This is a genomic window from Variovorax multivorans, assembly GCF_051216835.1.
Classification (GTDB): Bacteria; Pseudomonadota; Gammaproteobacteria; order Burkholderiales; family Burkholderiaceae_C; genus Variovorax.
In genome coordinates, this window is record NZ_JBPJZL010000002.1 from 665042 (window position 1) to 684860 (window position 19819).

Sequence of the window (19819 nt, forward strand, 5' to 3'; positions counted from 1 at the left end):
CATCTGCTAAAGCGTTCGCCATGGCTCCGCAGAGTTGGCAACGCGCCAACCACTTCAAGGAGTTTGAACAAATGGCGAACGATTTCCTCTTCACTTCCGAATCGGTTTCCGAAGGCCACCCCGACAAGGTAGCCGACCAGATCTCGGACGCAATCCTTGACGCGATCTTCGAGCAGGACCCCCGCAGCCGCGTGGCCGCCGAGACGCTGACCAACACCGGCCTGGTCGTGCTAGCCGGCGAAATCACGACCAACGCGCATGTCGACTACATCCAGGTGGCGCGCGACACCATCAAGCGTATCGGCTACGACAACACCGAGTACGGCATCGACTACAAGGGTTGCGCCGTGATGGTCTGCTACGACAAGCAGTCCAACGACATCGCCCAGGGCGTGGACCATGCATCGGACGACCACCTGAACACCGGTGCCGGCGACCAGGGCCTGATGTTCGGCTACGCCTGCGACGAAACGCCCGAGCTGATGCCCGCGCCCATCTACTACGCGCACCGCCTCGTCGAGCGCCAGGCCCAGTTGCGCAAGGACGGCCGCCTGCCCTTCCTGCGCCCCGACGCCAAGAGCCAGGTGACGATGCGCTACGTGGACGGCAAGCCGCACAGCATCGACACCGTGGTGCTCTCCACCCAGCACAGCCCCGACCAGAGCGAAACCTCGACCAAGATGAAGGCCTCGTTCAACGAAGCCATCATCGAGGAGATCATCAAGCCGGTACTGCCCAAGGAGTGGCTCAAGGACACGCGCTACCTGATCAACCCGACCGGCCGCTTCGTCATCGGCGGCCCGCAGGGCGACTGCGGCCTCACCGGCCGCAAGATCATCGTCGACACCTACGGCGGCGCCTGCCCGCACGGCGGCGGTGCGTTCTCCGGCAAGGACCCGTCGAAGGTCGACCGCTCGGCCGCCTACGCCGCGCGCTATGTGGCCAAGAACATCGTGGCCGCCGGCATCGCGCGCCAGTGCCAGATCCAGGTGGCATACGCCATCGGCGTGGCCGAGCCGATGAACATCACGGTCTACACCGAAGGCACCGGCGTGATCCCCGACGACAAGATCGCCGAACTCGTGCGCGAGCACTTCGACCTGCGTCCGAAGGGCATCATCCAGATGCTCGACCTGCTGCGGCCGATCTACCAGAAGACCGCCGCCTACGGCCACTTCGGCCGCGAAGAGCCCGAGTTCACCTGGGAAGCGACGACGCAGGCGCCCGCCCTGCGCGCGGCTGCCGGCCTCAAGTAAGAAGCGACAAGTGGCGGTGGGTCAGAAGCGGTAAGCGCCGCTCAAGCCCACCGTCCAGTTACGGCCCGGCGCAGGCTCGTAATAGCGCGCATTGCCCTCGTTGACGATGACCGAGCCCACGTAGCGCCGGTCGAACAGGTTGTCGACACGCGCAAAGGCGTTGAACTCCCAACGCTCCCATTTCGTCAGGTAGCCCGCATACACCGCCGCGACGGCATAGCCCGGCGCGCTCGCGGTGTTGACGTCGTTGGCCTGCATTCGGCCCAGCGCGCGCATCTCGACGCCGGCGCGCCAGCCCTCGGGCGGCACCCAGCCCAGCGATGCGAACAGCGACTGCCGTGCAATGCCCGGAATGCGATTGCCCGCCGCCACGGTGTTCGCAGCTGCGCACGGCGACGGCGAACAGAAGGCATCGCGATACGTCGCGTCCAGCCACGTGTAGGCCAGCTGCGTGCGCCAGTGATTCGCGGTCTCGTGCTGCCACCCCAGCTCGAAGCCATTGCGTCTGGTGCGGCCCGCGTTCTGGAAAGTGGCGCGACCGCCAACGTTGGTGTCCGTGACGATCTCGTCGCGCGTGCGGGTCTGGAACAGCGCCGCCGTCAGCAGGCCACCGGCAAGCCGCGCCTTGGCTCCGATCTCGATGCTGTCGTTCACCGAAGGCCGCAGCGCAAAGTTGAGCCCGCTCGCACCGTTCACCCGATAAGAAAGCTCGTTCAGCGTCGGCGTCTCGAAGCCGCGACCGATGGAGCCGTACAGCGCCAGGTCCTGCGTCGCCTGGTAGCGCAGCGAGGCCACGGGCAAGGTCTTGCTGTAGCGCGCGCTGCCACTGTCGTCGCGGTTCGCCCCGACGATGTAGCGATCCTGCGAGTTGAAATGCACGCTGCTGCGGCGCACGCCGGCCTCGAGCGTCCAACGGTCGGTGAAGCGCCAGCTGGCTTGCGCGTAAGGATCGAGATTCCACGCCTCGTTGAGCTCGTTGCGCCTGAGTCGCCCCTGCACGCCGAGCACCGGCGCCGAGACCGGTCCGAGGTAGTTCTCGTAGCCGCGCCGCTTTTCGCGCAGGCTGTCGTAGGCCAGGCCCGCCACCACGTCGAGTGGTCGGTCGGCCAGCGTGAGCGCGGCGTTCCAGCGCAGGTCAACGCCGCCATACTGCCGCGACAGGTCGATCACGCCGCCCGCATGCAGCGGGTTCTGCTGCGCAGATGGCGGGATCGACTGGAACTGCGTGGTCTTGCGCTCGCCGCCGTAGACCATGAGGCGCAACCCCTGCGTCGCGTCGATGCGGTGCTCATAGAGCAGGCCGGCCTGCGTCTGTTCGACGGTCTTGCGGGTGTTGTACTGCGTGGCCAGCGGGGCGTTGCGCGGCGCCAGCGCGTACTGGTCGGCCGTGAGGCCCAGCGGGTCTTGTGCGTCGATGCGCACGCTGTTGAAGATCAGCGTCAGCTTGTCGCCGTTGTCCAGCGCAATGCCGAGCTTGCCATTGGCGATGTCGCGCCGCGCCGCGCTGTGCTCGCGCCAGCCGTCGGTGTGGAAGCGGCTCGCGTCGAGCAGATAGTCCACCGCCCCCTGCGATCCGCTCAATTGCAGCGACTGCCGCCAGGTGCCAAAGCTGCCACCCGCGAGCGAGTACGCCAGCCGCGGTGCACCCTCGCCCGAAGCAGTGAAGGCCTGCACCACGCCGCCCGACGAATTGCCGTAGAGCGCCGAGAACGGCCCGCGCAGCACTTCGACCCGGTCCAGCGAGCCGATGTCGATGTTCGAAGTCTGCCCCTGGCCGTCGGGCAAGGTCGCGGGAATGCCGTCGACATACAGCCGCACGCCACGCACGCCGAAGGTCGAGCGCGCACCGAAACCGCGGATGGACAGTTGCAGGTCTTGCGCGTAGTTCAACCGGTTCTGCACCTGCAGCCCCGGCACCGCGCCGAGGCTTTCGGAGAGATTGACCTGCAGGCGGCTGCCGCGCATCTCGTCGCCGTCGACGCGGTCGACCGAGCCTGGCACGTTGAAAGGCGCGACTTCGCCGCGTGGCGTGGAGACGGTGATCTCGCGCAGACGCGCGCCGCTGGTGTCAGGATCGGCCGATGGCTCCTGCTGGGCCTGCGCGGCCAGCGGAACACCCAGCAAGAGAAGGCAGGCGGCGGCAACAGGCGCAAGTTTCATCGCGCCGATTCTGCTTCGGCACACCAGCTACGCGTGTCGCGGTGGCGCGACTCTCAGGGAAAACTAGCGCTGCGGCGCCTTGCGCCAGCCATACCAGGCGCCCACCACGCACGGAATGCCCAGTGCGATCCAGGCCAGGATGTCGCCCAGCCCGCCATCGCTGAAAAGTGCCGAGATCAGTCCGAAGGTCGTCAGCAGGCCGAGCACGATCGGCCAGCCCCACATGCGCCAGAAGCTTTGATGGTGTTGATGCGGCTTCATGCCTGAACCTTCATCGCCGGAGCCGGCTCGCCCTGCGGGGCGGCAGGCGCATGCTGCTCATGCGCAGCCGTCTTCTTGCGGGATGCAGGCACGGGGTTGCCCCGCTTGAGCCACAGATACAGCCCGCTGCCCAGCACGATGATCGTCGCAATGTCGAGCAGCGCCCAGATGATCTGCATCGGCATGCCGCCGTAGTCGCCGAAGTGCAGCGGCTGCGACACCAGCAGCGCCCAGAGGTACCAGGGCAGCTTCGGCGACGCGGTCACCTCCGCCGTCTTGGCGTCGACCAGCACCGGCTGGAAGAGCTTCGAGGTGAAGGGCTCGTTGCCGCGCAGGAAGAAAGTGGTGTGATGCGGGCTCGAGAACGATGTGCCCGGGAACGCGATGAACGACAGCTTCGTGCCGGGCGCCTTCTGCATCGCGGCATCCATCGAGCGCTGCACCGAGCCGCGTTCGTTCACCGCCACGATGGGCTCGTTCTTGTAGGGCGTCATGAGCGCGCTGAGCTGGTCGTACTGCCAGTACTTGATGAGCAGGTCGGCCCACGTGTTGATCATGCCGGTGGCGCCCACCACGAACACCCACACCAGCGTGACGATGCCCAGCAGGTTGTGCAGGTCGAGCCACTTCAGGCGCGGCCGCTTCTCGCGCCGCACCGTGCCGAAGTCGAGCTTGCGCATGAACGGCGAATACAGCACCACGCCCGAGACAACGGCCACCAGCAGCAGCAGGCCCATGAGGCCGAGGAACAGCTTGCCCGGCAGTCCCGCGAAGAGGTCGACGTGCAGCTTGAACATCACGTACATGAAGCCTTCGTCGAACTTCGGCTGCGCGAGCACCTCGCCCGTGCGCGCATCGACCGCGACCGACTTGAAGTCGTCCGTGGCTTCCGGCGTGGGCGTGAGCGTGACGAACCACAGGCCGTCGTCGTCCTCGGGCTGCGAGGCGAACTGCACCACGCGGTCGGGGTGCTTCGCCTTCGCAATGTCGAGCACGCGGTCGAGGCTGATGTGCGGCGTGCCCGCCGGCATCTTCGGCGCCTCTACCTCGGTGCCCAGCAGGTGGCCGATCTCGTGGTGGAAGATCAGCGGCAGCCCCGTGATGCACAGCAGCAGCATGAACACCGTGCACACGAGGCTGCTCCACTTGTGCACCCAGGCCCAGGTCTTGATCTTTCGGCTGTTCATGTCGTGGTGGCTCTGATGAAGAAAGGGATTCTAGAAACGGTAGGTGGCGCTTGCGACGATGTTGCGGCGCGAGCCGTACCAGCAATCACCACGCGACAGGCAGGTGCTGAAGTAGACCTTGTCCGTCACGTTGTTGATGTTGAGCGCATAGCGCCAGGCGGCGGTTTCGTAGGCGAACACGAGGTCGGCCAGCGCAACGCCCGGTATGCGCGGGCCCACGCCCGACTGCATGTCGCGGAACGAACTCATCATGCGCAGCCCGGCACCGGCCGAGAAGCCGTTCACGCCGCCAACCGAGAACTTGTACTTGGCCCAGACGCTCGCCTGGTGCTTGGGCAGGCCCTCGATCAGTGCGTCGGCGTCGGTGTAGTTGTAGTGGGCGATGAGGTCGAGGTTCGGGCCGATCGAGCCCTTGGCCTCCAGCTCCACGCCGCGGGTCCTGGTTTCGCCGAGCTGCGTGAACACCTTGAGCTGCGGCTCGCTGATCTGGTTCTTCTCGCGCAGGTCGTACACCGCGGCGCTGAAGGCCAGGGCGCGGTCCTTGGGCTCGTACTTCACGCCCACTTCCCACTGCTCGCCGCGCAGCGGCTTGAAGAGGCGGCCCTCGCGCGCGGCCTGGGGCGTGAACGACTCGCTGTAGCTCACATACGGCGACCAGCCCGAGGGCGAGGCATACATCAGGCCCAAGCGCTTGGTGGTGGCGCTGCTTTTCTCGTCGTCGCTGCCCGCAGCGCTGGACACCGCCCTGTCGTGGCGAAGGCCCGCCACGAAGATCCAGTTGTCGAGCTTGATCTGGTCCTGCAGGTAGACACCCGTCTGGCGCTGGCGGGTGCGTGGCCGCGCGTCGCGCACGGGCTCGTCGAGATGGCCGTAGACCGGCGCATAGATGTCGATGGTGTCGAAGGTCGTGCCGACCCAGACGTTCTCGCGCTGGCGTGCGAAGTCCGCGCCCACAAGCAGCGTGTGCTTCAAGGCGCCGGTCTGGAAGTGGCCCTCGACGTGGTTGTCGAGCGTCTGCGTGCGGTTGCGCGTGAGCGAGCTGTCGTAGTAGCGGCCCAGCACGCGCTTGAAGATCGGGTCGGTGGCATCCCAGCTTTCGGCCCCCGCGAACGCGCCGCCGTAGTGGTAGCGGTTGTCGTTTTCGTTGCGCGCGTAGCGGAAGTTCTGGCGCAGCGTCCAGCTGTCGTTGAACTTGTGCTCGAACTGCCAGCCGAAGGTCTTGCGCTCGCTGTCGTAGTAGTCACCCGGCTCGCCGATGAAGCGGCTGGTCGGCACGCGGCCGTTCGGGTTGGGCAGCAGCGTGCCCTGCCACGGCAGGAACTGCGAACTGCTGCCACTCTTGTCCTTCTGCCAGAGACCTTGCAACGTCAGCGAGGTCATGGCGTTGGGCCGCCAAGTGAGCGAAGGCGCGATCACGCTGCGGTCGTCGGGCACGTAGTCGACCTGCGTGTCGGACTTGCGCTGCAGCGCGATCAGGCGGTACGACAGGGTGCCATCAGCGTTGAGCGGACCGGTGAGATCGGCCTGAATCTGCTTGCGGCCGAAGCTGCCGAACTGCACGCCCACTTCGCGCTGGGCCTCCTGCAGCGGGCGCTTGCTGACCATGTTGACCACGCCGGCGGCCGTGCCGGCGCCGAACAGCATGCCCGAGGGACCGCGCAGCACCTCGAGCCGCTCCAGCGTGTAGGGCTCGGTGCGGGTGGTGCTGGTGTAGTAGCCGTAGGCCTGGCGAAGGCCGTCGAGGTAGACGTCGGGGGTGGAGCCTCGCACCCGCACGGAGTCGGTTCGCGAATCGAGGCCGTAGGCGTCGGAGCGCACGCCGGCCGCGTAGTTGAGCGCGTCCTGCACGTTGATCGCGCCCTGGTCGACCATCTGGTCGCGCGTGATCACGGTCACGGACTGGGGCGTTTCCGACAGCGGCGTGTCGGTCTTGGTGGCGGTGACCGCGTTTTTTGCACGATAGCCGATCACCGGCGTAGTCGCCGTCTCGGCTTCGGCATTCGCGTCGACCCGCACTTCGGGCAGCGAGCCCGCATTCGTCGTCTGGGCCAGCACCTGGTGCTGTGTGGAAATCGCCAGGCACCCCATCAGCACCGATGCAGCCTTGCGCCGCGCCACCAACCTCTTCATTCCTGCTCCACTCCTCGAAATTTTGATTAATACGAACGATTCGCATTTTAGTCGTGACAAATTTCCGCTTCCTCCAATCACCGCCCTGAGTGAAGGGCGTTGCGTTGCGAAATTGCGTCTTCGGGTCAGGGGTGAACCGGCTACGATGCCGCCCGCACGCTTCCCGTGCGTTGGCAGCCCTCATGCTCAAGCTCATTGCCTTTCTGTTTCCCGCGCTGCGCGGTCCGGCTTTGCGGCTGATGGTCCTTGCGACTGCCATTGCGCTGACCGGCTGCGCCGGCCTCCCGCCGCGCACGCCCGAACCGCCGACGCTGGCCATTGCGGCCTCGCCCGCCACCGAGCTCGGCCGCGCGGCCGTCAGCCTCAATTCCCCGCCCGACGGCCTGACCAGCATGCGGCCGCTGATCGAAGCCTCCTTCGCGCTCGATGCACGGCTGGAGCTGATGCGGCGCGCCAAGTCGTCGCTCGACATCCAGACCTACCAGCTCGGCAACGACAAGACCGGCCGCCTGCTGCTGCGCGAAATGCGCAATGCCGCCCGGCGCGGTGTGCGCGTGCGGCTGCTGCTCGACGACTTCTACACGGCCGGCATGGACCGCCTGCTGCTGGGCCTTGCCGCCGAGCCCAATGCCGAGATCCGGCTGTTCAACCCCTTCGTGAACGCGCGCGACCATTCGTCGGGGCGCTGGCTGGAGTTCTTCTCCGACTTCCGTCGCCTCAACCACCGCATGCACAACAAGCTGTTCGTGGCCGACGGCGCCATGGCCATCGCGGGCGGCCGCAACCTGGCCGACGAATACTTCCTGCGCAGCGAGAGCGCGAACTTCATCGATTTCGAGGTGCTGCTGGCCGGCCCGGTTGTCCCCGAGTCCGCCGCCATCTTCGACACCTACTGGAATAGCGACGTGGTCTACCCCCTGCAAAGGGTGGCCAGCACCAGCCGCACGCCGCAGCAGCTCAAAACCGACTTCGAGGAAGCGACCTCCCCCACCCACGCGCCGCCGCCCGACCCGCTGGCCGCCACCGACCTGCTCGGCGACCCGCCACTGGCCGCCCAGCTTGCCAACATCGACGAGGCCAAGTGGATGCGCGCCGAGGCCCATGCCTCCGCCGACAGCCCCAACAAGGCGCTGGGCGTCATGGCGCATCCCACGGAGTCGCTGGCGCAGCGCTTTCACGAAATGCTGGCCACGGCCCAGTCGAACGTGGTGGTGATCTCGCCCTACTTCATTCCGGGCGACGAGGGCATGGAGCGCATCCGCATGGGCCGCGACCACGGCGTGAACATCACCGTCATCACCAATTCGCTGGCCGACAGCGACGAGCCGCTGGTCAACATCAACTACAACCGCTACCGCGTCGACATGCTCAAGCTGGGCGTGAACCTGTACGAGGTCAGCACCCAGCAGTTGCGGCGCAGCGGCCAGTTCCGCGACCTGCTCAAGAAGGCGCGCGGCCGCCTGCACGCCAAGCTGGCGCTGGTCGACCGGCAGTGGGTGCTGCTCGGCTCGATGAACCTCGACCCGCGCTCCGCTCGCCTGAACACCGAGTTCGGCGTGCGCGTGCGCAGCTTCGACCTGACGCAGGCGCTGCTCTTCGCCTACCAGCTCGACGACATCGAAGGTGTCTACCGCGTCACGCTCAAGCCCGATGGCCAGAACGTGCAATGGGTCGGCACCGGCGACGTCGACAACGAGGTGCTCGACAGCGAGCCGGACTCGAGCATGCTGACACGGCTGCAGCTGCTGCTGTTCTCGTGGTTCGTGCCCACGGACCAGCTGTAGGCAGCGCCCGGTTCAGAGCAAGCGCTGCAGCAGGCGGTAGCCCTCGGGCCAGTCGCCGAGGCCGCTGGCAGCGTTGATGTGCCCAAGCGCCCCCACCTCGACGAACTCACTGCCCCATGCGCGTGCGCGCTCGCTCGCGTAAGCCGTGCTGCCATACGGATCGTCATTGCTGGCGACCACGATGCTCGGAAACGGCAGCCGGGCAGACGGCAGTGGCTCGAACCCCAACGACGTTTCCGCCGGATAGGCGGCCGACTGCGGGTCAGGCACTGCAACGAGCAATGCGCCTCGAATCCGGGGCGTGCACCGCATCGCCCAATGCACGACGGCCAGGCAGCCCAGGCTGTGCGCCACGACCACGAGATCGTTTCCCAATCCGCCTGCCTGCTGCTCCAGCGCCGAGACCCAGTCGTCGCAAACCGCCCGATCCCAATCATCGACCTGCAACCGGCGCCATTGCGGCCGAGCCGACTGCCACAAGCTCTGCCAATGCGCAGGGCCCGAATTGCCGTGCCCAGGCACGACAAAGACTGGATTTTCCATTCGCGGTTCTCCCGTTGAGCGATGCGCTTCAGTCTATGAAGCGCGACCACCTGGCCGGAAGAGCAAGGCATTCGAAGACGCGGCCGAAAACCTTCAAGTCATCGGCGGGGCGGCCTGCTACACGACAACCACCAGCTTGCCGGCCGCGCTGTTGCTCTCCATCTTCCTGTGCGCTTCGACGATCTCGTCGAAGCCGTACACATGGTCGATAGGCACGCTGAGCTTGCCCGCGCTCACGCCATCCAGATAGTCCTGGAGCACCGAGGCAGGCAGGTCGGAGGCATCGCCGGAGTACGCGCAAAGCCGCACGAGGTTCTTCAGGTAGCCGATCGGATAGAAGTCCTTGACCAGCCACTCGTTCGACAGCATTCCGGTGAAACAGACGACGCCCCTGGGCCGAACCGCCCGCAAGGTGTCGGGCAACGCAGGCGTGCCGACCAACTCCAGTGCGAGATCCACGCCGCCCGGCAGGATCTTCCGGACCTGCGAAGCCACATCGCCGTCATCGACGATCACGTGGTCGACCCCGGCAGCCGTGAGCACATCCCGCTTTGCAGCGTTGCGCGTTGTCGAGAAGACCACGAGGCCGCGCTGCCTGGCCAGAATGGCAGTCGCCAGGCCAACCGACGAAGTCCCGCCCCGCACCAGGATCGATTGGCCAGGTTGCGCGTCGAGCGCGCTGACCAGCGAGCCATAGGCCGTCTGCAGCATCTCGGGCACGGCGCCGAGTGTGCTCCAGGGAAGCGTGCTCCTGAACGGAATCACCTGGCTGGCCGGCACGCAGGTGTATTCGGCATAGCCGCCGTCGTAGGTGCGTCCCATGTTCCCCATCACCGCAACCACCTGCTGGTCGACCGCGAACTCGCCTCCGGGGCATTCGGCGACCTGCCCGCAGGCTTCGATGCCGAGCACCCGGGGAAATGTCACGCCTTCCGCCAGCCCCAGCCGCGTATGAAGCTCTGATCGATTGAGCCCGAACGCGCGGACCTTGATGAGCACCTGCCCCTTGAGCGGCGTCGGTATGGGCAACTCGCGATAGTGCAGCGCTTCGGGCGGCCCGGGCGCATCCAGCACGATGGCTCGCATGGTTCTACTCGCAACTTCGTTCATGGCCTTCTCGCACATCTTAAAAAGTCATTAATGATCCTGGCGCATCATCCGGGCTGTTTCGTTCGGCCACAAGAAATTCCGCTCTCATGCACCTGCTCCTCGTAGAAGACGACGACATGCTGGGTGAAGCCGTGTGCGATGGCGCGCGCCAGAGCGGCTGGTCCATCGACCGTGTCGGCAATGCATCAGCCGCCCGGATCGCCCTGATCGACCATGCCTATGCAGCCGTGCTGCTGGACCTGGGCCTGCCAGGCGGAGAGTCGGGCCTGACGGTGCTGCGGTCGATGCGAAGCCGCTACGACCCGACACCGGTCCTGATTCTCACGGCGCGCGATCAGTTGAGCGAGCGCATCCACGGCCTCGACGCGGGCGCCGACGACTACCTCGTCAAGCCCTTCCAGTTCGACGAACTGTGGGCACGCGTGCGTTCGGTCATCCGCCGCAGCCAGGGTCGCGTGATACCCGTTTTTTCCCGTGGCGACGTCACGGTCGACCGCAGTCGCCGCGTGGTCACCAAGGCCGGCGTCGATGTGCCGTTGAGCGCGCACGAGTACCGCACCCTGCTCGCCTTGCTGGAACGTCCCGGCCACGTCGTCACGCGCGATCAACTGCAGGATGTGGTCTACGGAACGGCCAGCGTCGTCGAGAGCAACACCATTGCCGTGTTCATCCACCAGTTGCGCCGCAAGCTTGGCGACGACCTGATCCGCACCGTCCATGGACACGGCTACGTCGTCGGCCAGCCTCCGCCGTGAAGACCAAGTCGCTGTACGCACGGATGATCCTGATGCTCGGGGCGACCATCGTCCTGGGCTGGATCGTGGCGTTCGCGGTGCTTTTCGCGTATCTCGCGCACAACAAAGCCAGCATCTGGGACGACAAGCTCAAGGTCATTGCCACTCGCATCCTGCTGACAATTCCGGCCGACAAGGACATGGTTGTGACGGGGCCAGGGCTGCAACTGCGGGACCCCGCGCTGGCAGAGAGCGAGCAACTCGTCTTCCAAGTCTGGATCGATCGCAAGCGGTTGTCCGTGCGTACGCCCGGAGCTCCCGAATCGCCGCTGCGGCCAGGCTTCGAGGATGGCATCACCACCACGGTGATCGAGGGAAGACGATGGCGTGTCTATTCGGTCTCGGATTCCAAAGGCCGGATCTATGTACAGGTCGGCAACCTCCACAGCGTGGTGGACGCCGAAATGCAGCACCAGGCCCTGACCGGGCTGGTACTCAGCACCATCCTGCTGCTGATCGTGGGCGCGCTGATGTGGCTGGTGGTACGCAGCTCGCTCAAGCCAGTGGTAGCGCTGGAAGCTGCCATGCGAAGCCGGCGCAGGTTCGACCTCACGCCGCTGTCCTCGGCCACGCTGCCGCGCGAGCTGCATCCGCTGGTCGCGTCGTTCAATCGTCTGCTGGAGCAGCTTTCCGAATCGATCGAAGGCGAGCGTCGCTTCATCGGCGATGCCGCCCACGAGCTGCGCACGCCCCTGGCTGCACTGCAGGCGCAGGCCCAGATCGCGCTGCGCGCGAACACCGCCGCCGACAAGGACGTGGCACTGACCAAGCTGCTTCGGGTCGCACAGAGCAGCTCGCGGTTGTCCGAGCAGTTGCTCGACCTGGCACGACTGAATGCGAGTGCCAATGCTCCGCAGCACATGCGGGCAGACCTGAGCGATCTCGTCCTGCACGTGACCCGCGATTTCGATACCCATGCCCTGCAGCAGGAGCGCTCGATCCTGCTCGATATTCACAAGTGCACCATCCACTGCAACATCGACGAGATGGGCATCCTGCTGCGCAACCTGATCGACAACGCGTTGCGCTACACGCCGAAAGGCGGGCGCGTCCGGATCAGTTGCGGCCATGAGCTGCCGGCCGGACGGGAAGAAACACACCACAAGGTCTACCTCGAAGTAGCGGACGATGGGCCCGGGGTGCCGCTGTCGGAACGAAAGGCGATCTTCGAGCGCTTCCACAGGGCCGCCGGCACCTCCACACGTGGAAGCGGCATCGGCCTGTCGCTGGTGGCTGGAATCGCCCAGCTGCATCATGCGACCATTGAAACCGGGGATGGACTGGAGGGGCGCGGCTTTGCCATCCGGGTGATGTTCCCGGCGGCGGCAGCGCCGCCCCCGTCGACCTCTTCTCAGAACCTGTAGACGTACCCGAGGCGCACGCCGGTCTGGTTCGACCGATTGACCAAAGGGCTGTTCTTGATGCCGCTGCCGAAGCTGGTCGCGCTCACGTCCAGGAAAACTGTCTGCTTCGGCGCCACGGCGTAGTCCACGCGCAGGCCCACTTCGATGTTGGCGGTAGCCTTGCCGGCATATTCGGGCCGGTCGGATCGGGCCTCGGCCGCCGTCACGCCGTAGTAGTAGTCGACGTACTTGCGGTCGACCCAATGCGCGGCCAGGCGCGGCGTGAAGCCGAAGGCACCCGAAGAAAAGCGCCGGTCGATCTGCACCTTGAACCGCGTTCCCTTGCTGTTGCCCGACCCGTCGGCCAGCAGTTCGGCCGACAGGTTGGCAATGTCGTTGCGCCAGATGGCTGCCCCGCCCAGCCACAGGCTGCCCTTGCGCTTTTCCATGCCGCCGAAATAGGGCGAATCGTCGGCCTCATAGCCATCGCCCGCGTAGCGCGCACGCAACCGCAAAGAGACGGGCCCCACGGACGTCAGCTTCAAATCGGCACCAGGGAACGCAACGCTGACCCACTTGTTCTCGTAGGTGAGCATGGGGATGGCCAGGCCCTTGTTGTCGAAGTCGCGGTAGGGCTTGCGCTCCATGCCTGCAGCAATGCCAATGCCCCATTGCGCGCCCCCTTCGGAGAGCTGGTCTTGTGCAACTTGCGCCCACGCCGACGAAACGCATGCCGCAGAGGCGATGCCCGCGGCGATGGTTCTGAAAGGTATGCGCGCGCGGCTGCTCTTTTCTCGGCTCGAAAGACAGTTTGACTTCAGGTGGTTCAGCATGGAGGCTCCAGTACGAATGGTCGGCAACAGACACCATGTCGTCGCCTTCTGGAGCGGATGCTGAAGGGATGGCTTTAATAAGTTTTTAGCGCTTTTAAGATTTGATTAACCGGTTCTCGATGCCATCGAAAGACGGTCTCCGGCTTTCCATCAACGACGCCTGGGCATCAACGTCGGCACACCGCAGGCCAGCAGTTCGCCGCGCCCCCGGTGCGAATGAAAGCTGCTGCCGTCCCACACCACCTCGCCGCGGCTCAGCGTCACACCCGGCCAAGCTTTGAGCCGCATGCCTTCATACGGCGTGTAGTCGACCTCGTGGTGAAGCTGCTCGTTCTTCAACACGAAGTCGCATTCGTCCCAGATCACGATGTCTGCATCGGAACCCACCGCGATTGTTCCCTTGCGCGGATGCAGGCCGTAGGCCTTGGCCGGGCCTGTGGCCGTGAGTTCGACAAAACGGTTGGCCGTCATCCGGCCCGAGAGCACGCCTTCGGACCACAGCAGCGGCATGCGTGTCTCGATGCCCGGAATGCCGTTGGGAATGTGGCGGAACGCGACCTCTTCGCCATCGGGCTTCTTGCCTTCCGGTGCGTCGTATTTGAACGGTGCATGGTCCGACGAGAACACGGTGAAGAGCCCGTCGTTGAGTCCGTCCCAGATCACCTGCTGGTTGGCCTTGTCACGCGGTGGCGGGCTGCACACGCACTTCGCGCCCTTGTAGCTGTCGTCGATGCCCAGGTCTTCGGCGGTGAGGAACAGGTACTGCGGGCAGGTCTCGGCGAACACGTTAAGACCGTGTGCACGCGCCCAGCGAATCTGCTCGACGGCCTCGCGGCCCGACACGTGCACGATCAGGATCGGCACGTCGACCAGTTCAGCCAGCGCGATGGCGCGGTGCGTCGCCTCGCGCTCCACCAGCATGGGCCGCGCATGCGCATGGAAGCGCGGCGCGATGCGGCCTGCGGCCTCGAGCCGCCTGGTCAGCCACTCGATGCAGTCGGAGTTCTCTGCATGCAGCATCGCCATTGCGCCGTGTTCGCGCGCAACCGCCAGCACATCGAGGATCTGGCCGTCGTCGAGCTTCATGTCGTCGTAGGTCATGTAGATCTTGAAGGACGTGAAGCCTTCCTTGATCAGTGCCGGCAGCTCTTCCTTCAGCACCGTGGGCGTCGGGTCGCTCACGATCAGGTGGAAGGCGTAGTCGACGTGCGCCTTGCCGGCAGCGCGTGCGCGGTAGTCCTCGACCGCGGCGCGCAGCGACTGGCCCTTCTGCTGCGCGGCGAACGGAATCACAGTGGTGGTGCCTCCGCAGGCGGCCGAACGCGTGCCGGTGTCGAAGTCGTCTGCATTACGCGTGGGCGGTGGCATCGGCTGGTCGAGATGGCAGTGGGCGTCCACACCGCCCGGCGTTACGGTGCGGCCGGCAGCGTCAATCTCGCGCGCGGCAGCACCAAGCTTCGCCCCGAGCTGCACGATGCGCCCATCGCTGATGCCGATGTCGCAATCGAAGGTGTCGGAAGCCGTGACAACGCGCGCATTGCGCACGACAAGGTCGAAGTCAGAGGTTGAAGTGGACATGGTTCAGATGAATCCGGTTCAGGCCGCGCCACGCGCCGTCGCGTAGCCCCTGCCATAGTGGCGCTCCAGCCGCACCTGCACGCGATCCCAGAGCGTGGTCAGCACCAGGTAGAAGCAGGCCGCAACGCAATAGAGTTCGAGCACTTCGAATTTTTCCTGCATGAGCACCTGGGCGCGGCGCATCAGTTCTTCCATCGAGATCACCGACGCCAGCGAGGTTGCCTTGAGCAGCCCGTTCACCGAGTTGCCCAGCGGCGGAATGATCACGCGCAAAACTTGCGGCAGCGTCACCAGCCGCAAGGTCGCGAAGCGCGAAAGGCTCAACGCCTTGGCCGCTTCGATCTGCCCCTTCGCGATGGCGGAGAACCCGCCGCGAATGGTCTCCGACAGGTACGCCGCTTCGTTCAGGCTCAGCGCCAGCACCGCGGAAGTCAGCACGTCGAAGCGAAGGCCCAGCTGCGGCAGCCCGGTGTAGATGATGACGATCTGCACCAGCAGCGGCGTACCGCGAAACACCCAGATGTAGAAGCGCGCCGGCGCCGACAGAAATCGATGCGAAGACATGCTGCCCAGCGCCAGCGGCAGCGCCAGGGCAAGGCCGATCACGATGGTCGCGATGGTCAGTCCGATCGTGATGCCCACGCCCCCCAGGAGGAACGGGTTGACGAAGTAGGACAGGAAGGCATCGAAATTGAACACGGCCGGGCCCTCTTGCTCGACTCGCTTACTTCGGCGCCGGGCCGGGGCCGCGGATCGCGAACTTGGTGGTGTCCTTCAGGCGCGTCATGCGGAACTTGTCGAACAGCTTGTCGTAGGTGCCGTCTGCCTTCAGGTCGGTCAGGGCCTGCGCAACGGCCTCGGCAACCGCGCGGTCGCGGAACGACAGCGTGATGTCGGTGCCGTAGAGACCGCTCGCGCGGATCTTGACGATGCCGCGCTCTTCAAAGGCAATGGCCGTCTCGTCGATGTTGATGCCCGCTTCGAGCTGGCCGGCGCGCAGCGCGGCCGTGGTTTCGGAAGCCGTTGCAAAGGTGCGGAAGTCGATCGGTGCCATGCCCTTGGCGACCATGGCCGCATTCGATTCACGCGACTTGCGCTCGGCGTAGGTGCCGGTCTCGATGCCGACGACATGCCCCGAGAGGTCTTCGAACTTGGTCAGCGCCAGCTTGCTGTTGGGCACGGTGTAGATGCTCATCGACTGCTGGCCGTACGGCACCTGGAACATGAGCTTGGAGCGCTCTTCGGTCCAGAACAGGCCGGTGTTGATCACGTCGAAGCGGCCGGCCTGCAGCGCGGGCACCATCGGCGGCATGTCCATGCGCACGAAGACGGGTTCGAGGCACAGCTGCTTTGCAACGGCGCGGCCAAGCTCGATGTTCAGCCCCTGCAACTCGCCCTTGCTGTCGACGAACTGCTGCGGCGGCAGCGTGGGGTTGGTGGACATCTGGAGCTTGCCGGGCGCTGTCAGGTGTTCGGCGGAGACCTTGGGCGTACAGGTCTGGGCAAGGGCCGAGCCGCTCAGCACGAGGCCGACGATGAAACCCAGGGATAGTTTGATCATGTGCATGAGATGCTTTCGTTGAAGACAGGGAGGAAAGAAAGAGAAGAACTCGGGCAATCGAAGTCAGGCCGCCTGGGTCGCTTGTCGACATGCAACCAGCGCCACGTGCACGGCTTCGATCACGGGCTCCGCGCGCTGGTTGATGAGCTGCAAGCTCTCGGTCACCACGCCGCGGCCACCGCGCGACGAAAGACGTTTGTCAGTGAAGCGGAACACCACGTGCACCGCATCGCCTGCAACAACAGGTCGCAAGAACCGGACCTGATCCCAACCGAGCGAAGCGATGGAGCTGTTCTCGTAGATCTTCAATGCGGTCTTCAGTCCCTCCATCAGCGAAAGACCGAACAGCCCATGCGCAATGACGCCCGGAAAGCCGCGCGACTGCGCGTAGTCGGCATCGGTGTGCAGCGGATGGTGGTCGTGCGTGAGATCGCAGAAGCGGCCGATGTCTTCTGCACTCACGACGTGGCTTTCGCTGCGCAGTTCTGCGCCAATCACCACGTCTTCGAAATACACGTCACTCATGCCCGCGTTCCTTGCGCCGCGTTGCCTGCGTGGCGCGGTGCCTTCGCAATGAACTCGTCGTGCACGCCCATGGGGCCGTTGCGGAAGATGCGTGCGTCCATGGTGCGCAACTGCTCGCTGACGCGCACCTCGAAGCCGATCTTTTCGAGCACGTCTTCCTTCAGCCGCACGCCTGGTGCGATCTCCGTGAGCACGAGCCCGTCTGCTTCGAGTTCGAACACGGCACGATCAGTGACGAAGCTCACTTGCTGGCCTCGCTCGCGTGCGAGCCGGCCCGAGAAGCTGATCTGGTCGACCGCCGGCACGAACTTCTTGAACGCACCGTCGCGACGAATCTTGAGTTCGCCGTCGGCCACGCCGATGTCGAAGTCGCCGCCGGTAAGCGAGCCGTTGAACACCAGGCGCTGCGTGTTCTGCGTGATGTTGATGAAGCCGCCCGCACCGTCATAGCGCTTGCCGAAGCGCGTAACGTTGACGTTGCCTTGCGGGTCGACCTGCGCGAACGAAAGAAACGCGCAACTCAAACCACCACCGTCGTAGAAGTCGAACTGGTACGACTGGTCGAGGATCGCGCGCGGGTTGACCGAAGTGCCGAACTCGCGCGCATGACCGGGCACGCCGCCGACCACGCCCGACTCGACCGTGAGCGTGATGAGGTCGGCAATGCCCTCTTCCGAGGCCACGTTGGGAATCATCGCGGAGATGCCCACGCCGAGGTTCACCACGTCGCGCGGGCGCAGCTCGAAGGCCGCGCGCCTTGCCACCACGCGGCGCACGTCGAGCGGGTCAGGCGCGATGCTCGAAGCGGGCACCACGATCTCGCCGCAGCGCGCCGGGTCGTAGCGCGTGGTGTAGGTCTGCATCTGCTCGGGCTCGACCACGAAGTGATCGATGAGAAAGCCCGGGATCTTCACCATGTGCGGATGCAGCGTGCCGCGCTTGACGATGCGCTTGACCTGGCAGATGACGATGCCGCCAGCGTTATGCACGGCCTGCGCCATCGAGAGATCTTCGCGCGCGGTGGCTTCGTGCTCCATGCTCACGTAGCCGTCTTCGTCGGCCGAGGTGCCGCGGATCAGCGCCACGTTCGGCACGCCGGGCGCGCGGTAGAACAGCCAGTCGCGATCGGCCACGTGCACGAGCTCGACCAGTTCCTCGGTGGTGCGCGCGTTCATGCGGCCGCCGTCCTGGCGCGGGTCCATGTAGGTTTCGAGGCCCACGTGCGTGAGCACGCCGGGCTGGCGGCCCGCCATGGCGCGGCACAGGTGCGTCATCACGCCCTGCGGGAAGTTGTAGGCCTCCACGTCCTGCGCGAGGATCATCTTCATGAACGGCAGCTGCATGCCGAAGTTGCCACCGATCACGCGGCGCACCAGGCCCGGGTGCGCGAAGTGGCACATGCCCTTTTCGGTGAGCGCGCCCACGCCGGTGACGTGGAACAGCGTGAGGTCGTGCGGGCCGTCGCCGGCCGTGAAGCGCCGTTCGATGGCTTCGAACACGGCTTCGGGCACGCCCGAGCCGCCGTTGCCGCCGGCCAGCACCATGTCGCCATCGCGCAGCAGCGCGGCCGCGGCGTCGGGGGTGATGCAGTCGATCATGGCTGCGCCCTCAAGCCAGTTCTTTCACGACCTGGCGCGAGATGATCAGGCGCTGGATCTGGTTGGTGCCTTCGTAGATCTGCGCCAGGCGCACGTCGCGGAAGATGCGCTCGATGCGATAGTCGCGCGAGTAGCCGTTGCCACCGTGAATCTGCAGTGCGTTCGACACGTGGCGCATCGCCATGTCGGTGGTGAAGAGCTTGGCCTGCGCGCCTTCCTTGGCGATGGAGTGGCCGGCGTCCTGCAGCCGCGCGCCGTGATGGATCAGCAGGCGCGCCGCGGCAATGTCAGTCGCCATGTCGGCCACCATGAACTGGATGGCCTGGAAGTTCATGATCGGCTCGCCGAACTGCTTGCGCGTGGTGGCGTAGGCCACGGCGTCTTCCATCGCGGCCTGCGCCATGCCGAGCGCCATGGACGACATCAGCAGGCGGCTGAAGTTGAAGTTGCCCATGGCCGTCTTGAAAGCCTGGTTCTCGGCGCCAATGAGCGCCGTCCTGGGCACGTGCACGTCCTGCAGCACGATCTGGCAGTCTTCCAGGCCGTGCATGCCGAGCAGCTCTTCGTTCTTGCCGCGGCTCACGCCGGCCTGGTGCGCATCGACCATGAAGCAGCTGATCGACTTGTGGCCGGCCTCCTTGCCGGTGCGCGCGAACACCATGATGCGATCGGCCACGCCGCCGAGCGTGACCCAGGCCTTGGTGCCGTTGAGCACCCAGCCGTCGTCCACGGCGCGCGCGGTGGTGGTGATGCTGGCCACGTCGGAACCGAAGTCGGGCTCCGACATTGCGGTGGCCATGACGACGGAGCCGTCGAGGATGCCGGGGATCAGCGCCTTCTGGCTCTCGTTGCCGTGGTGATGCAGGAACAGCGCCGCCTCGACGGGAATCGCGAAGGCATTGCCGATGGCGCCCGAGCAGCGCGCCAGCTCTTCCATCACGAGGCAGGTGCTGACGGTGTCGAAGCCCGAGCCGCCAGCCGCCTCGGGCAGGCTCACGCCGAACAGCCCGAGCTCTGCCATGCCGCGGTACAGCACGCGATCGAACTTGTCTTCGCGGTCGATGGCCGCGGCGCGCGGCAGCACTTCGCCTTCGGCGAAACGACGCGCGGTGTCGCGCAGCGAGATCTGGTCTTCGGTGAGGAAATGGGTCATGGT

The 19819-nt window shown here is 65.6% G+C and carries 17 protein-coding genes; 4 read left to right on the forward strand and 13 right to left on the reverse strand.

The genetic code is table 11. From position 1 onward, the window contains the following. Nucleotides 1-71 precede the first annotated feature (71 nt). Entirely contained in the window at nt 72-1256 is a 1185-nt protein-coding gene (metK, locus tag ACSFCA_RS06725) for a methionine adenosyltransferase (RefSeq protein WP_435459021.1), read from the forward strand. A gap of 21 nt (nt 1257-1277) precedes the next feature. Here the strand turns inward: metK and ACSFCA_RS06730 are convergent, their stop codons facing one another. The 4 genes from ACSFCA_RS06730 to ACSFCA_RS06745 form a co-directional block, all read right to left on the reverse strand. Further along, nucleotides 1278-3416 carry a TonB-dependent receptor domain-containing protein gene (locus ACSFCA_RS06730; protein ID WP_435459022.1) on the reverse strand — a complete coding sequence of 713 codons (2139 nt, stop codon included), beginning with the start codon at nt 3414-3416 and terminating at the stop codon, nt 1278-1280. Nucleotides 3417-3479: 63 nt separating this feature from the next. Beyond that, nucleotides 3480-3677 carry a hypothetical protein gene (locus ACSFCA_RS06735; protein WP_435459023.1) on the reverse strand — a complete coding sequence of 66 codons (198 nt, stop codon included), beginning with the start codon at nt 3675-3677 and terminating at the stop codon, nt 3480-3482. Next, nucleotides 3674-4864, reverse strand: a complete 1191-nt coding sequence (locus ACSFCA_RS06740; RefSeq protein ID WP_435459024.1) for a PepSY-associated TM helix domain-containing protein — start codon at nt 4862-4864, stop codon at nt 3674-3676. Before ACSFCA_RS06740 ends, ACSFCA_RS06735 begins: the two co-directional genes overlap by 4 nt. 30 nt (nt 4865-4894) lie before the next feature. Next, complete coding sequence (locus tag ACSFCA_RS06745) at nt 4895-6994, reverse strand: TonB-dependent siderophore receptor (RefSeq protein WP_435459025.1); 2100 nt, start codon at nt 6992-6994, stop codon at nt 4895-4897. Nucleotides 6995-7176: 182 nt separating this feature from the next. Here ACSFCA_RS06745 and ACSFCA_RS06750 point away from each other — a divergent pair, with 182 nt between their 5' ends. Then, a complete protein-coding gene (locus ACSFCA_RS06750; RefSeq protein ID WP_258351000.1) occupies nt 7177-8778 on the forward strand; it encodes a phospholipase D family protein in 1602 nt (533 codons plus the stop codon). Nucleotides 8779-8790: 12 nt separating this feature from the next. On the opposite strand, the gene ACSFCA_RS06755 is transcribed toward ACSFCA_RS06750, so the two are convergent. Together ACSFCA_RS06755 and ACSFCA_RS06760 are read right to left on the reverse strand one after the other, a co-directional pair. Further along, entirely contained in the window at nt 8791-9321 is a 531-nt protein-coding gene (locus tag ACSFCA_RS06755) for an RBBP9/YdeN family alpha/beta hydrolase (RefSeq protein ID WP_435459026.1), read from the reverse strand. A 117-nt stretch (nt 9322-9438) separates the two neighbouring features. Beyond that, nucleotides 9439-10407, reverse strand: a complete 969-nt coding sequence (locus ACSFCA_RS06760; protein ID WP_435459027.1) for a zinc-binding alcohol dehydrogenase family protein — start codon at nt 10405-10407, stop codon at nt 9439-9441. A 110-nt stretch (nt 10408-10517) separates the two neighbouring features. On the opposite strand from ACSFCA_RS06760, the gene ACSFCA_RS06765 reads away from it, so the two are divergent. Together ACSFCA_RS06765 and ACSFCA_RS06770 are read left to right on the forward strand one after the other, a co-directional pair. Beyond that, entirely contained in the window at nt 10518-11186 is a 669-nt protein-coding gene (locus tag ACSFCA_RS06765; protein ID WP_093075909.1) for a response regulator transcription factor, read from the forward strand. Then, nucleotides 11183-12589, forward strand: coding sequence for a sensor histidine kinase (locus ACSFCA_RS06770; protein WP_435459028.1), 1407 nt, complete (start codon nt 11183-11185; stop codon nt 12587-12589). Before ACSFCA_RS06765 ends, ACSFCA_RS06770 begins: the two co-directional genes overlap by 4 nt. On the opposite strand, the gene ACSFCA_RS06775 is transcribed toward ACSFCA_RS06770, so the two are convergent. The 7 genes from ACSFCA_RS06775 to ACSFCA_RS06805 form a co-directional block, all read right to left on the reverse strand. After that, on the reverse strand, nt 12577-13401 hold the full coding sequence (locus ACSFCA_RS06775; RefSeq protein WP_435459029.1) for a MipA/OmpV family protein: 825 nt from the start codon (nt 13399-13401) through the stop codon (nt 12577-12579). The genes ACSFCA_RS06770 and ACSFCA_RS06775 overlap by 13 nt on opposite strands. Before the next feature lie 150 nt (nt 13402-13551). After that, the gene (gene hydA, locus ACSFCA_RS06780) at nt 13552-14979 is read right to left on the reverse strand and encodes a dihydropyrimidinase (protein ID WP_435459030.1); all 1428 of its coding nucleotides are present in this window, start codon (nt 14977-14979) and stop codon (nt 13552-13554) included. A gap of 18 nt (nt 14980-14997) precedes the next feature. Continuing rightward, the gene (locus ACSFCA_RS06785) at nt 14998-15678 is read right to left on the reverse strand and encodes an amino acid ABC transporter permease (protein ID WP_435459031.1); all 681 of its coding nucleotides are present in this window, start codon (nt 15676-15678) and stop codon (nt 14998-15000) included. 25 nt (nt 15679-15703) lie between these two features. Continuing rightward, on the reverse strand, nt 15704-16540 hold the full coding sequence (locus ACSFCA_RS06790; protein WP_258351007.1) for an ABC transporter substrate-binding protein: 837 nt from the start codon (nt 16538-16540) through the stop codon (nt 15704-15706). A gap of 63 nt (nt 16541-16603) precedes the next feature. Continuing rightward, nucleotides 16604-17065, reverse strand: a complete 462-nt coding sequence (locus ACSFCA_RS06795) for a MaoC family dehydratase (RefSeq protein WP_435459032.1) — start codon at nt 17063-17065, stop codon at nt 16604-16606. Next, complete coding sequence (locus ACSFCA_RS06800) at nt 17062-18663, reverse strand: acyl CoA:acetate/3-ketoacid CoA transferase (RefSeq protein WP_435459033.1); 1602 nt, start codon at nt 18661-18663, stop codon at nt 17062-17064. Before ACSFCA_RS06800 ends, ACSFCA_RS06795 begins: the two co-directional genes overlap by 4 nt. A gap of 10 nt (nt 18664-18673) precedes the next feature. After that, entirely contained in the window at nt 18674-19816 is a 1143-nt protein-coding gene (locus ACSFCA_RS06805; RefSeq protein WP_435459034.1) for an acyl-CoA dehydrogenase family protein, read from the reverse strand. Nucleotides 19817-19819: the final 3 nt, after the last annotated feature.

Excerpts from the sequence above, each read along its gene's own strand:
- ACSFCA_RS06730 (WP_435459022.1), bottom strand. The coding sequence starts at position 3,416 with ATGAAACTTGCGCCTGTTGCCGCCGCCTGCCTTCTCTTGCTGGGTGTT.
- ACSFCA_RS06755 (WP_435459026.1), bottom strand. The coding sequence starts at position 9,321 with ATGGAAAATCCAGTCTTTGTCGTGCCTGGGCACGGCAATTCGGGCCCT.
- ACSFCA_RS06735 (WP_435459023.1), bottom strand. The coding sequence starts at position 3,677 with ATGAAGCCGCATCAACACCATCAAAGCTTCTGGCGCATGTGGGGCTGG.
- ACSFCA_RS06800 (WP_435459033.1), bottom strand. The coding sequence starts at position 18,663 with ATGATCGACTGCATCACCCCCGACGCCGCGGCCGCGCTGCTGCGCGAT.
- ACSFCA_RS06750 (WP_258351000.1), top strand. The coding sequence starts at position 7,177 with ATGCTCAAGCTCATTGCCTTTCTGTTTCCCGCGCTGCGCGGTCCGGCT.
- ACSFCA_RS06805 (WP_435459034.1), bottom strand. The coding sequence starts at position 19,816 with ATGACCCATTTCCTCACCGAAGACCAGATCTCGCTGCGCGACACCGCG.
- ACSFCA_RS06760 (WP_435459027.1), bottom strand. The coding sequence starts at position 10,407 with ATGCGAGCCATCGTGCTGGATGCGCCCGGGCCGCCCGAAGCGCTGCAC.
- ACSFCA_RS06765 (WP_093075909.1), top strand. The coding sequence starts at position 10,518 with ATGCACCTGCTCCTCGTAGAAGACGACGACATGCTGGGTGAAGCCGTG.
- ACSFCA_RS06740 (WP_435459024.1), bottom strand. The coding sequence starts at position 4,864 with ATGAACAGCCGAAAGATCAAGACCTGGGCCTGGGTGCACAAGTGGAGC.
- ACSFCA_RS06745 (WP_435459025.1), bottom strand. The coding sequence starts at position 6,994 with ATGAAGAGGTTGGTGGCGCGGCGCAAGGCTGCATCGGTGCTGATGGGG.
- ACSFCA_RS06775 (WP_435459029.1), bottom strand. The coding sequence starts at position 13,401 with ATGCTGAACCACCTGAAGTCAAACTGTCTTTCGAGCCGAGAAAAGAGC.
- ACSFCA_RS06795 (WP_435459032.1), bottom strand. The coding sequence starts at position 17,065 with ATGAGTGACGTGTATTTCGAAGACGTGGTGATTGGCGCAGAACTGCGC.
- hydA (WP_435459030.1), bottom strand. The coding sequence starts at position 14,979 with ATGTCCACTTCAACCTCTGACTTCGACCTTGTCGTGCGCAATGCGCGC.
- metK (WP_435459021.1), top strand. The coding sequence starts at position 72 with ATGGCGAACGATTTCCTCTTCACTTCCGAATCGGTTTCCGAAGGCCAC.
- ACSFCA_RS06790 (WP_258351007.1), bottom strand. The coding sequence starts at position 16,540 with ATGATCAAACTATCCCTGGGTTTCATCGTCGGCCTCGTGCTGAGCGGC.